This is a genomic window from Streptomyces sp. NPDC048718 (assembly GCF_043198875.1).
Taxonomy (GTDB): Bacteria; Actinomycetota; Actinomycetes; order Streptomycetales; family Streptomycetaceae; genus Streptomyces.
Map to the genome: position 1 here is coordinate 1 of NZ_JBICVG010000023.1, position 12,589 is coordinate 12,589.

General features: G+C 69.9%; 11 protein-coding genes. 2 read left to right on the forward strand and 9 right to left on the reverse strand.

The window, feature by feature from the left end; all coding sequences use genetic code 11:
• Window positions 1-294: 294 nt before the first annotated feature.
• The 3 genes from ACGFRB_RS30990 to thyX all read right to left on the reverse strand — a co-directional run bounded on the left by ACGFRB_RS30990 (window position 295) and on the right by thyX (window position 3,909).
• Window positions 295-1,980: a ribonuclease J gene (locus tag ACGFRB_RS30990; protein ID WP_393247783.1), complete on the reverse strand. Its 1,686-nt coding sequence runs from the start codon at window positions 1,978-1,980 to the stop codon at window positions 295-297.
• 111 nt (window positions 1,981-2,091) lie between these two features.
• Window positions 2,092-2,991, reverse strand: coding sequence for a 4-hydroxy-tetrahydrodipicolinate synthase (dapA, locus tag ACGFRB_RS30995; RefSeq protein WP_393247785.1), 900 nt, complete (start codon window positions 2,989-2,991; stop codon window positions 2,092-2,094).
• Between the two features lie 177 nt (window positions 2,992-3,168).
• Complete coding sequence (gene thyX, locus ACGFRB_RS31000) at window positions 3,169-3,909, reverse strand: FAD-dependent thymidylate synthase (protein WP_363011934.1); 741 nt, start codon at window positions 3,907-3,909, stop codon at window positions 3,169-3,171.
• Window positions 3,910-4,117: 208 nt separating this feature from the next.
• Between thyX and ACGFRB_RS31005 the strand changes: the two genes are divergently transcribed.
• Together ACGFRB_RS31005 and ACGFRB_RS31010 are read left to right on the forward strand one after the other, a co-directional pair.
• Window positions 4,118-4,357: a hypothetical protein gene (locus ACGFRB_RS31005; RefSeq protein ID WP_393247787.1), complete on the forward strand. Its 240-nt coding sequence runs from the start codon at window positions 4,118-4,120 to the stop codon at window positions 4,355-4,357.
• 52 nt (window positions 4,358-4,409) lie between these two features.
• Window positions 4,410-5,006, forward strand: a complete 597-nt coding sequence (locus tag ACGFRB_RS31010; protein WP_393247789.1) for a hypothetical protein — start codon at window positions 4,410-4,412, stop codon at window positions 5,004-5,006.
• A gap of 80 nt (window positions 5,007-5,086) precedes the next feature.
• Here ACGFRB_RS31010 and ACGFRB_RS31015 read toward each other — a convergent pair whose 3' ends face one another.
• From ACGFRB_RS31015 to eccD, 6 genes are all read right to left on the reverse strand, one after another.
• On the reverse strand, window positions 5,087-5,530 hold the full coding sequence (locus tag ACGFRB_RS31015; RefSeq protein ID WP_393247791.1) for a hypothetical protein: 444 nt from the start codon (window positions 5,528-5,530) through the stop codon (window positions 5,087-5,089).
• Window positions 5,531-5,535: 5 nt separating this feature from the next.
• Complete coding sequence (dapB, locus tag ACGFRB_RS31020) at window positions 5,536-6,288, reverse strand: 4-hydroxy-tetrahydrodipicolinate reductase (protein ID WP_393247793.1); 753 nt, start codon at window positions 6,286-6,288, stop codon at window positions 5,536-5,538.
• A 41-nt stretch (window positions 6,289-6,329) separates the two neighbouring features.
• Window positions 6,330-7,706, reverse strand: a complete 1,377-nt coding sequence (locus tag ACGFRB_RS31025) for a pitrilysin family protein (RefSeq protein WP_363011938.1) — start codon at window positions 7,704-7,706, stop codon at window positions 6,330-6,332.
• A complete protein-coding gene (locus ACGFRB_RS31030; protein ID WP_363011939.1) occupies window positions 7,703-9,913 on the reverse strand; it encodes a polyribonucleotide nucleotidyltransferase in 2,211 nt (736 codons plus the stop codon). The genes ACGFRB_RS31025 and ACGFRB_RS31030 overlap by 4 nt, the downstream gene beginning before the upstream one ends.
• 275 nt (window positions 9,914-10,188) lie before the next feature.
• The gene (rpsO, locus tag ACGFRB_RS31035) at window positions 10,189-10,479 is read right to left on the reverse strand and encodes a 30S ribosomal protein S15 (RefSeq protein ID WP_359884726.1); all 291 of its coding nucleotides are present in this window, start codon (window positions 10,477-10,479) and stop codon (window positions 10,189-10,191) included.
• A gap of 411 nt (window positions 10,480-10,890) precedes the next feature.
• Entirely contained in the window at window positions 10,891-12,396 is a 1,506-nt protein-coding gene (gene eccD / locus ACGFRB_RS31040) for a type VII secretion integral membrane protein EccD (RefSeq protein WP_393247795.1), read from the reverse strand.
• Window positions 12,397-12,589 lie beyond the last annotated feature (193 nt).

A 12,589-nucleotide genomic window follows, 5' to 3' on the forward strand; every position in this document is an offset into this window, starting at 1 on the left:
CCGGTCGCTTTCGCTTCCGTTCCCTTCCGGCGTTTCGAGCTTATCAGACCTTTTCGATCCGATCCGCTCCGCGCTTTCCGTTCCTTCAGGCTTTCGCCCTCGGGCCCTTTCGGCGCTTTCCGACTTTATCAGAAGTTCCGAGTCGGATTTCCGCTTCCCGGTTTCTCCCGTCCGGTCACACGCTGGTGTCCGGGGGTTCCCCGCTGGCGGAGCCGTAAACGTACTGGAGCGGGGCGCCCCGATGCAAATCGAGGCGCCCCGCTCCAGTGGCGGGCCCGCGGGCGGGCCGGCCGATCAGACCTCGACGACCACCGGGAGGATCATCGGGCGGCGGCGGTAGGTGTCGGAGACCCACTTGCCGACCGTGCGCCGGATCAGCTGCTGGAGCTGGTGCGGCTCGACCACGCCGTCCTGGGCGGACTTGTTCAGGACCTGGTCGATCTTCGGGAGCACCGCGTCGAACGCGCTGTCCTCGATGCCGGAGCCCCGGGCGTGGACGTGCGGGCCGCCCACGATCTTGCCCGTGGTCGAGTCGACGACCAGGTACACCGAGATGATGCCCTCCTCGCCGAGGATGCGGCGGTCCTTGAGGGAGGACTCGGTGACGTCGCCGACCGAGAGGCCGTCCACGTACACGTAGCCGGCCTGGACCTTGCCGGTGATGCGGGCGCGGCCGTCGATCAGGTCGACGACGACGCCGTCCTCGGCGATGACGATGTGGTCCTTGGGGATACCCGTCATCGCACCGAGTTCGGCGTTGGCGCGCAGGTGGCGCCACTCACCGTGGACCGGCATGAGGTTCTTCGGCTTGCAGATGTTGTAGAAGTACAGCAGCTCGCCGGCCGAGGCGTGGCCCGAGACGTGGACCTTGGCGTTGCCCTTGTGGACGACGTGGGCGCCCCAGCGGGTCAGGCCGTTGATCACGCGGTAGACCGCGTTCTCGTTGCCCGGGATGAGCGAGGACGCGAGGATCACGGTGTCGCCGGGGACGATCCGGATCTGGTGATCGCGGTTGGCCATCCGGGACAGCGCGGCCATCGGCTCGCCCTGGGAGCCGGTGCAGACCAGCACGACCTCGTCGTCCGGAAGGTCGTCGAGCGTCTTCACGTCGACGACGAGACCGGCCGGGACGCGCAGATAGCCCAGGTCGCGGGCGATGCCCATGTTGCGGACCATCGAGCGGCCGACGAAGGCGACCCGGCGGCCGTACTCGTGGGCGGCGTCGAGAATCTGCTGGATGCGGTGCACGTGGCTGGCGAAGCTGGCCACGATGATGCGCTTCTGGGCGTTCGCGAACACGTTGCGCAGCACATTGGAGATGTCGCGCTCGTGCGGCGTGAAGCCCGGGACTTCGGCGTTCGTCGAGTCGGTGAGCAGGAGGTCCATGCCCTCCTCACTCAGCCGCGCGAAGGCGTGCAGGTCGGTGAGGCGGTGGTCCAGCGGGAGCTGGTCCATCTTGAAGTCACCGGTGTGCACGACCATGCCCGCGGGGGTGCGGATCGCGACGGCCAGGGCGTCCGGGATGGAGTGGTTGACGGCGATGAACTCGCAGTCGAAGTCGCCGAACCGCTCGCGCTGCCCCTCGGTCACCTCGAGGGTGTAGGGGCGGATGCGGTGCTCCTGGAGCTTCGCCTCGATGAGCGCGAGGGTCAGCTTGGAGCCGATGAGCGGGATGTCCTGCCGCATGCGCAGCAGGAACGGCACGCCACCGATGTGGTCCTCGTGGCCGTGGGTCAGGACGATGCCGACGATGTCGTCGAGACGGTCCTGGAGGGTGGTGAAGTCGGGAAGGATCAGGTCGACGCCCGGCTGCTCCTCTTCGGGGAAGAGGACGCCGCAGTCGACGATCAGAAGACGGCCGTCGTACTCGAAGACCGTCATGTTCCGGCCGATCTCGCCGAGGCCGCCGAGCGGGGTGACGCGCAGGGCTCCCTTGGCGAGCTTCGGCGGGGCGCCGAGTTCAGGATGCGGATGGCTCAAAAGACTCTCCTCACCATGCGCGCCACGTACCGGCTCGGCACGTGGCGCGCATGACAATCGTGCACTTACTTGTCGTATTCAGTTACGGGTCTTCTTTTATGAAGTCGGTAGTCAGAGCTGTACCCCGCCGGCGGCGAGATCGACCCTGAGCTGGGCGGTCTCCTCGGCGGTCAGCTCGACGAGGGGCAGCCGCAGCGGCCCGGCCGGAAGGCCTTGGAGGCCGAGGGCGGCCTTGGTGGTCATGACGCCCTGGGTGCGGAACATGCCGGTGAAGACCGGCAGCAGCCGCTGGTGGATCTCGGTGGCCTTGTGGACGTCGCCGGCCAGGAAGGCGTCGAGCATCGCGCGCAGCTCCGGGGCGACGACATGGCCGACGACCGAGACGAAGCCGCAGGCGCCCACGGAGAGCAGCGGCAGGTTGAGCATGTCGTCACCGGAGTACCAGGCGAGATCGCTGCGGGCGATGGCCCAGCTCGCGCGGCCGAGGTCGCCCTTGGCGTCCTTGTTGGCGACGATCCGCGGGTGCTCGGCGAGGCGCACGATCGTCTCGGTGTCGATCGGGACGCCGCTGCGGCCGGGGATGTCGTAGAGCATCACCGGAAGCTCGGTGGCGTCGGCGATGGCCGAGAAGTGCCGGTACAGCCCCTCCTGAGGGGGCTTGTTGTAGTACGGCGTGACGGCGAGCAGGCCGTGCGCTCCGGCGCGCTCCGCGGCGCGGGCCAGCTCCAGGGTGTGCCGGGTGTCATTGGTCCCGATGCCGGCGACGACATGGGCGCGATCGCCCACGGCCGCCAGGACGGCCTCGATGAGCTGCGATTTCTCCGCGTCGGTGGTGGTCGGAGACTCACCGGTGGTGCCGTTGACGATCAGACCGTCGTTGCCGGCGTCCACGAGATGGGCGGCCAGTCGCTGGGCGCCGTCGAGGTCGAGTGCGCCGTCCGCCGTGAAGGGCGTGATCATGGCGGTGAGGACCCGCCCGAAGGGGGTCTGCGGAGTGGAGATCGGAGCCATGGGTAACACGCTACTCGCTGCTCAGGGCCGGATGCCCCTTAGGGGCTGACACAAAAGGAGCCCGGCACTGCCTGCTCGGGGGTTCAAGCAGTGCCGGGTCCGTTTGATCAGCCTAGATGAACTTCACGAAACGCCGCAATACGGACACCTCGTCGGCCGGGGTCGTCTGTGCGTCCCTTACGGGGCCACACGGCCGTTCTTGTTGAAGGCAGCGTGGGTCAGCGGCATCAGCCGGGCCCAGTGCTCCTCCATCTTCTCGCCGACCATCTCGATCTCCCGCTGCGGGAAGGACGGCACCGCGGCCAGCTCGTGCTGGGTGCGCAGGCCGAGGAAGTGCATCAGCGAGCGGGCGTTGCAGGTGGCGTACATCGAGGAGAACAGACCCACCGGGAGCACCGAGCGGGCCACCTCGCGGGCGATGCCGGCCTCCAGCATCTCCTGGTAGGTCGCGTACGCCTGGCGGTACGAGTCCTCCATGGCCCGGCCGGCCAGGTCGAACTGGGCCTCGGTGCCCTCGACGAAGACGTACTTGCCCGGGCGGCCCTCCTGGACCAGCTTGCGGTCGGCGCCCGGCACGTAGAAGACCGGCTGCAGCTCCCTGTAGCGGCCCGATTCCTCGTTGTAGGACCAGCCGACCCGGTGCCGCATGAACTCGCGGAACACGAAGATCGGGGCGCTGATGAAGAACGTCATCGAGTTGTGCTCGAACGGGCTGCCGTGCCGGTCCCGCATCAGGTAGTTGATCAGGCCCTTGGAGCGCTCCGGGTCCTTCTGGAGTTCTTCGAGGGACTGCTCGCCCGCGGTGGACACCCGCGCCGCCCACAGGACGTCGGAGTCGGCCGCGGCGCTCTTGACCAGCTCAACAGTGACGTCGCTCCGGAACTCGATCTTCATGTCCTCTGGGGGTGTGTCGGTCACCTGGGGTCCTTCCGTCGGCTCGCGCAGTAGGGGGCTGCGGTCGTCCACTGTATCGACGTCATACCCAAGAAGGAGATTCGGCCGGTTTGGTGAAAAACGGCACCTCTTCGTCGATTCGTTCGTCTGTACAGGTGAAGGCCCGTCGACCACGACCCGAGAAGCAGTCGAGACGACGAAGAAGACGACCTGGACCAAGGAGAGTGCCCTGATGTCGCCCCGGCGAGAGGCCGTACCGTTCGCGTTCGTCGCGGAGGCCGACGAATTCCGCAGTAACGTCACTCCCCCGCCCCGGGAACGGCCCACGGTTTCCCAGGTCCTGGGCCGTACGCTGCTCGGGCTGACCCTTGCCGCGGGGCTCGTCGGAGCCCTCGTCTTCGGCATGCCGTCCCTCCAGCCGGGGGACGCGAACGGGCACCAGCAGCAGTCCGAGGCTTCCGATAGCCGCTGAGGTAGCCTCACCGGGCACAGCCACCGAACGTGCTTGTGAGTGAGGACCTGTCGTGCCCCTGCCCTTCCTGACGGCCGACCGTGCTTTCGATGCGGACGACATCGCGCTGCCCTTCGACGACCACGATCAGTGGCGCAGACCGTACCGGCCCGGCCCGTGGCGGGTGGGGATCGCCGCGCTCGCGCTGCTGCTCGCCTCGTTCGTGCTGCTCGCGGCCGTGGTCATCGCCGCCGCCGGAGCGACCGGCGGAGCGCTGCTCACCTTCGGTGTCGCCGCCCTGGTCATCGCCGCCGCGCTGCGCACGCTGCGGATGGGCGTCTGGGTGAGCCGGGCCGGTCTGCGGCATGTCTCGTTCTTCTCCACCAGGACCACGTCCTGGCGGCAGACCGGCGCCGTCCGCACCGCGCAGCAGCCGGTGCGCTGGCTGGGCCTGCCGCGTACGGTCCAGGGCCAGGCCCTGGTCCTCGTCCGCGACGGCGGCGCGCCGGCCGCGCTGCTCACGGACCACAACGCGGACTTCCTCTCCCGGGTCGAGGCCTTCGACCGCGCCGCCGACACGGTCGAGGCCTGGTACACGGAGTACGCGACCGCTCCGGCCTTGGCCCCGGCCCCCGCTGAGAGCCGTGAAAAGGCCGTGACGAGGCAGTAGAAAGCCACGGACATGCGAAGGGGGCCCGGCGGTGACGCCGGGCCCCCTTCGCATGCGCTCTTACGTGTCCGCGGAACCGCCTACACCGCCGCGTCGCGCAGGGTGATCGCGCGCTGCATCGCCTTGCGCGCCCGCGGCGTGTCGCGGGCGTCGTGGTAGGCCACCGCGAGCCGGAACCAGCAGCGCCAGTCGTCCGGCGTGTCCTCGGTCTCGGCCTTGCGCCGGGCGAAGACCTCGTCGGCCGAGTCACGGTCGATCCGGCCGCCCTCGGTGCGCCGCAGTTCGTCGACGGGCAGGCCGCCCTCGGCCTCCAGCTCCGCGGCCAGCCGGTTCGCCCGGCGCGCGAAGACGGTGTTCTTCCACAGGAACCAGGCCCCGACCACCGGCAGCACGAACGCTATGGCGCCCATGCCCATGGCCGCGGGCTCCCCGGTCAGCAGGAGCAGGACCCCTTCCATCCCGACCACGCCGAAGACGAGGACGAGGACGGTGGCCAGGAAGACGTACGTGATCTTTCCGCCCATGGCCGTCAGCCCAGGTCCAGGAAGTGTTCCAGACCGAAGGTCAGGCCCGGGACGGCGCTCACGCGGCGGGCGCCCAGGAGGATGCCCGGCATGAAGCTGGAGTGGTGCAGCGAGTCGTGCCGCACAGTGAGGGTCTCGCCCTCACCGCCGAGCAGCACCTCCTGGTGGGCCAGGAGGCCCCGCAGGCGTACGGAGTGCACCCGGACCCCGTCCACGTCCGCGCCGCGCGCGCCGTCCAGGGCGGTCGCGGTGGCGTCCGGCTGGGTGCCGAGGCCGGCCTCGGCACGGGCCGCGGCGATCAGCTGGGCCGTCCGGGCAGCGGTGCCGGACGGGGCGTCCACCTTGTTCGGGTGGTGCAGCTCGACGACCTCGACGGACTCGAAGTACGGGGCGGCGAGCTGCGCGAACTTCATGGTGAGGACCGCGCCGATGGAGAAGTTCGGAGCGATCAGGACACCGGTGGCCGGGGACTTCTCCAGCCACCCGGTCAGCCGCGCGAGGCGCTCCTCGGTCCAGCCGGTGGTCCCGACGACCGCGTGGATGCCGTGGCGTACGCAGAAGTCGAGGTTGTCCATGACCGAGTCGGGGGTGGTCAGCTCGACGACGACCTGGGCGTCCGCCTCGACCAGCGACTCCAGCGAGTCGCCGCGGCCGAGGGCCGCGACCAGTTCCATGTCCTCGGCGGCCCGGACGGCCCTGACCGCCTCGGAGCCGATACGGCCCTTGGCCCCGAGGACCGCCACGCGCAGCTTGCTCATCTGATGCTTCCTTCTGGTGCGGATCTGTGCGGAGGAGAAGGTCAGCCGACCACGCTGTGGAGGCGGTCGGCCTGCTTGTCCTTCAGCGGGCCTATCACCGACAGCGAGGGCCGCTGCTCCAGGACGTCACGGGCGACCGCGCGCACCTCGTCGGGGGTGACGGCGGCGATCCGTCCCAGCATGTCGTCGACCGACATCTGGGTGCCCCAGCACAGCTCGCTCTTGCCGATGCGGTTCATCAGCGCGCCGGTGTCCTCCAGGCCGAGCACGGTGGACCCGGAGAGCTGGCCTATCGCGCGGCCGATCTCCTCGTCGGTGAGCCCGTCCTGGGCCACCTTGTCCAGCTCGTCGCGGCAGATCCGCAGCACGTCGTGGACCTGGCTGGGGCGGCAGCCCGCGTACACGCCGAACAGGCCGCAGTCGGCGAAGCCCGAGGTGTACGAGTACACGCTGTAGGCGAGGCCGCGCTTCTCCCGTACCTCCTGGAAGAGGCGGGAGGACATGCCGCCGCCGAGGGCGGTGTTCAGCACGCCGAGGGCCCAGCGGCGATCGTCGGTACGGGCCAGGCCCGGCATGCCGAGGACCACGTGCGCCTGCTCGGTCTTGCGGCCGAGCAGCTCGACCCGGCCGGCCGTGCGGATGGTGCGCCGGCCCTCGCGCGGGGCGATGGGGCCGGCGGTACGGGTCAGGGCGCCGGCGCGCTCGAAGGCGCGGCGGACCTGGCGTACCACGGTGGCGTGGTCGACGTTGCCGGCGGCGGCGACGACCAGGTGGGTCGGGTCGTAGTGCTTCTTGTAGAAGCGGGCGATCTGCTCACGGCTGAGCGCGTTGATCGTGTCGACGGTGCCGAGGACCGGGCGGCCCAGCGGGGTGTCGCCGAACATGGTCTGCGCGAACAGGTCGTGCACCACGTCACCGGGGTCGTCCTCGGTCATCGCGATCTCCTCCAGGATGACGCCGCGTTCGGCGTCCACGTCGGAGTCGAGGATGAGCGAGCCCGTCAGCATGTCGCAGACGACGTCGATCGCCAGCGGCAGATCGGTGTCGAGGACCCGGGCGTAGTAGCAGGTGTACTCCTTCGCCGTGAAGGCGTTCATCTCGCCGCCGACCGCGTCGATCGCGGAGGAGATGTCGAGGGCGGAACGCTTGGCGGTGCCCTTGAAGAGGAGGTGCTCCAGGTAGTGGGTGGCGCCGTTGAGGGTCGGGGTCTCGTCCCGGGAGCCGACGTGCGCCCAGATGCCGAAGGTGGCGGAGCGCACCGAGGGCAGGGTCTCGGTGACGATGCGGAGACCGCCGGGGAGGGTGGTGCGACGGACCGTGCCGACGCCGTCCTTGCCCGGCAGAAGCGTTTGGGTACGGGCGACGGCCCGCCCCTCGGTGGAGGGGCGGGCCGTCGTCACGGAACTACGGGACGTCACTGGTCGGTGGCGTCCTTGTCAGCGTCCTCGCCCTCGATCACGGGGATCAGGGAGAGCTTGCCGCGCTGGTCGATCTCGGCGATCTCGACCTGGACCTTGGAGCCGATCGCGAGCACGTCCTCGACGTTCTCCACGCGCTTGCCACCGGCGAGCTTGCGGATCTGCGAGATGTGCAGCAGGCCGTCCTTGCCCGGGAGCAGGGAGACGAAGGCACCGAAGGTGGTGGTCTTGACGACCGTACCCAGGTAGCGCTCGCCGACCTCCGGCATGGTCGGGTTGGCGATGCCGTTGATCGTGGCGCGGGCGGCCTCGGCGGCCGGGCCGTCGGCGGCACCGATGTAGATGGTGCCGTCGTCCTCGATCGTGATCTCGGCGCCGGTGTCCTCCTGGATCTGGTTGATCATCTTGCCCTTGGGGCCGATGACCTCGCCGATCTTGTCCACGGGGATCTTGACGGTGATGATCCGCGGGGCGTTCGGGGACATCTCGTCCGGCGTGTCGATCGCTTCCATCATCACGTCGAGGATGTGGAGGCGGGCGTCGCGGGCCTGCTTGAGGGCCGCGGCCAGGACGGAGGCCGGGATGCCGTCCAGCTTGGTGTCGAGCTGGAGGGCGGTGACGAACTCCTTCGTACCGGCGACCTTGAAGTCCATGTCGCCGAAGGCGTCCTCCGCACCGAGGATGTCGGTGAGGGCGACGTAGTGCGTCTCGCCCTTGATCTCCTGGGAGATCAGGCCCATGGCGATACCGGCGACGGGGGCCTTGAGCGGCACACCGGCGTTCAGCAGCGACATGGTGGAGGCGCAGACCGAGCCCATGGACGTCGAGCCGTTGGAGCCGAGGGCCTCGGACACCTGACGGATCGCGTAGGGGAACTCCTCGCGCGTCGGCAGAACCGGCACGATCGCGCGCTCGGCGAGCGCGCCGTGGCCGATCTCGCGGCGCTTCGGGGAGCCGACGCGGCCGGTCTCGCCGACGGAGTACGGCGGGAAGTTGTAGTTGTGCATGTAGCGCTTGCGGGTCACCGGGGAGAGGGTGTCCAGCTGCTGCTCCATGCGGAGCATGTTGAGGGTGGTGACGCCCAGGATCTGGGTCTCGCCACGCTCGAACAGGGCGGAGCCGTGCACGCGCGGGATGGCCTCGACCTCGGCGGCGAGCGTACGGATGTCCGTGACGCCGCGGCCGTCGATGCGGACCTTGTCCTTGATGACGCGCTCGCGGACCAGGGCCTTGGTCAGGGAGCGGTACGCGGCGGAGATCTCCTTCTCGCGGCCCTCGAAGGCCGGGAGGAGCTTCTCGGCGGCCAGCTCCTTGACGCGGTCCAGCTCGGCCTCGCGGTCCTGCTTGCCGGCGATGGTGAGCGCCTGGGACAGCTCGGAGCGCACGGCGTCGGAGAGCGCGGCGTACACGTCGTCCTGGTAGTCCAGGAAGATCGGGAACTCGGCCTCGGGCTTGGCGGCCTTGGCGGCGAGGTCCGACTGCGCCTTGCACAGGGCCTTGATGAACGGCTTCGCGGCCTCGAGACCGGCGGCGACGATCTCCTCGGTCGGCGCCTCGGCGCCGCCCTTGACGAGCTGGATGGTCTGCTCGGTGGCCTCGGCCTCGACCATCATGATCGCGACGTCGCCGTCCTCCAGGACGCGGCCCGCGACGACCATGTCGAAGACGGCGTCCTCGAGCTCGGTGTGCGTCGGGAAGGCGACCCACTGGCCCTTGATCAGCGCGACGCGGACGCCGCCGATCGGACCGGAGAAGGGCAGACCGGCCAGCTGGGTGGACGCGGACGCGGCGTTGATCGCGACGACGTCGTACAGGTGGTCGGGGTTGAGCGCCATGATCGTGGCGACGACCTGGATCTCGTTGCGCAGGCCCTTCTTGAAGGACGGGCGCAGCGGGCGGTCGATCAGGCGGCAGGTGAGGACGGCGTCCTCGGAGGGCCGGCCCTCACGGCGGAAGAAGGAGCCGGGGATCTTGCCGGCGGCGTACATCCGCTCCTCGACGTCCACCGTCAGGGGGAAGAAGTCGAGCTGGTCCTTGGGCTTCTTCGACGCGCTGGTCGCGGAAAGGACCATGGTGTCGTCGTCCAGGTACGCGACGGCGGAGCCGGCGGCCTGGCGGGCCAGACGGCCCGTCTCGAAGCGGATGGTGCGGGTGCCGAAGGAGCCGTTGTCGATGACGGCCTCGGCGTAGTGGGTCTCGTTCTCCACTAGCGGTTTCTCCTACGTTTCGTCTTTGCGTCCGCGGGCCCGTGTGGCGCGCGGACGGTGCGGGAGAAGCTGAATCGGCGGGCCGGTCTTCGATCGAAGCTCCCGGATCGGTGTCCGGGGGCCACTACCGAGGACCGGCGGCGGCCCGGCTGCTTCTCGCGCGGTGGGTACGGCGGGGTGTGTCGGTCACCAGACTATGCGCCGGTGCCACCCTCGCGCACGTACAGCAAAGGGAGCGGCCCCCTGAAAGTGGGAACCGCTCCCTTCACGGCGACTTACTTGGCGCCGCCGGCCGCACCACGGCGGATGCCGAGGCGGTCGACCAGCGTACGGAAGCGCTGGATGTCCTTCTTGGCCAGGTACTGCAGCAGGCGGCGACGCTGGCCGACCAGGATCAGCAGACCACGACGGGAGTGGTGGTCGTGCTTGTGAGCCTTGAGGTGCTCGGTCAGGTCAGAGATGCGGCGGGACAGCATCGCGACCTGGACCTCGGGGGAGCCGGTGTCGCCCTCCTTGGTGCCGAACTCGGCCATGATCTGCTTCTTGACAGCGGTGTCGAGAGCCACGCGGTTCTCCTCGTTGTGTTCGTGCGCCCGCGAGTGCCCCTGGTCTGAACCTCAGGGGGACTTCCATGACTCGTGGGCGAAAGGCCGATGAGCGCTGCTTCCCGAGGCCCGGGGCCTCCAAAAGCGCGTACACGAACGGCTGCCGCCGAGTCTACCAGGGGGTTAGGGGCTGCCTTCCGGGTCAGGCCGGATCAGGGAGCGGGGTCCGGTGCACTGCACTCGCTTCGCTCGCTCCGTCTCGGCGCATTGATTCATCCTTCGGATGCCGAGCGGCGATCGCAAGGCGGAGGAGGGAGACAACGCGGTGGGGGCACCTCCCGTGCCCGAAGGGCCACGGGGGAGTGCGTGCCGGGGCCCGCGAGCCCGGCGGGATCCGTAAGGGCAGGCCCCGGGGGCGCGCGCTCGGATCGATCAGGACGTGAGCGCCCGGATGGAGTGGTAGACGTCGAAGACCGCCAGGCACAGCGGCAGCAGCGTGAGCAGGACGAACGTCTCCGCGACCTCCAGGAAACGGCCCCAGAACGGGGTGACGCCCTTGCGCGGCACGATGAGGCCGATGGCGGTGAGGAGGGCGGCGACGCCCGCGATCGCGGCGGAGAGCCAGACCGTACGGATGTCGAGCGCCGTCCCGTCGCCCTTGAGCGCGGCGATCAGGAGGTCCGTGGGCGGGTTCAGGCACAGGCCGAGGCCGAGCAGGACCAGCGCGCCGAGGCCGGCCGCGAGGGCGCAGCCGACCTGCGCGGTATAGCGGAACAGGTGGGCGCGCATCAGCATGGCCACGCCGGTCGCGAGGGCGAGGAGCTGGCCCCAGACGTTGTCGGAGAAGCCGAGTACGGCGGCCGAGGCGACGGCGACGAGCGCGCAGCCGCCGACGAGACCGACCAGGAGTTCGTGGCCGCGGCGGGCCTGGGCGGCGATCCGGGCGGCGTCGACCGGTCCCTGCGGCTCGGTCTCGGCGCCGTATCCGCTGCCGCCGACGCTGCTGCGGGGCGGTTCGAAGCCGATCGGGAGGCGCGCGAAGCGGGTGGACAGGCCGGGCAGGAAGGCGAGCGCCCCGATCGCGAAGGGGGCGCAGACCGCGGCGGACTCGGCCGTGGTCAGCCGGGTGAGGATGGCCGCGAAGCCGACGATCATGCCGACGGCGGCGGCGAAGACGAACGCGACGAAGGGGCCGTCGCCGCGCGGGGAGACCACGGTGAGGATCACGGCGCAGACGAGGACGGCGGCGCAGGCGAGCAGGAACTGGAGCTTGCCGATGCCCTGCCCGTCGGCCAGCGGGAGCAGTCCGGCGCCCGCGACGGCGGAGTTCGCCAGGGCGCCCATGCCGAGGGCGACGGAGGAGTCGCGGTCGTCGTAGACCCGCGCGCGTACGGCGGCGAGGGCCAGCAGGAGGACGGCGGTGACGCCGGCCAGGATGCCGGACAGGCCGTGCATGTCGTGCCGGGGCGCAGCCGTCCACAGGACGAAGGCGAGCAGGATCAGCAGGACCGAGCCGCCGAAGAGGCCGGCGCCGCGCATCAGGGCGTCGGACCACAGGGTGCGGTCGCGCGAGACGGCGGAGGCGACGGCGTCGGAGACGTCGTCGAAGACGGCCGGGGGCAGCGACTCGGCGAACGGGCGCAGCGACAGCAGTTCGCCGTCGAGGATGCGCTGGGAGGCCAGCGACCGGCCGCCGTCGAGGACGGTGCCGTCGCGGCGTACCAGGTGGTAGCCGACCGGGGCGCCGGGCACGGGGGTCTGGCCGGACAGTCGGAGGATCTCCGGGTAGAGATCGGCGAGCGCGATGTCCTCGGGCAGTGCCACGTCGACGCGGCCGTCGGGCGCGACGACGGTCACCCGGCAGAAGCCGGTACCGCCTTGGAACACGGGCGCGGGAGCCGACTGACCTGCTCTGCTGGCCGTGGCTGGGGCCGTCATACTCACCTGCTGCTTCCCCTCGTGGTGATTCCTGGCCGGCGGGCCTGACCCGCGCCCCGGCAAACCGCGCTCGGGCACTGTGGACAATGCGTTCCGAAAGGCCCGATTTTTTGCGATAGTTCATGAGCGCGCAAACATGCCCGCTCACCCTACCGCCCGCTCCCGGCGCCGTACCAAAGTAGGATCCCTCACC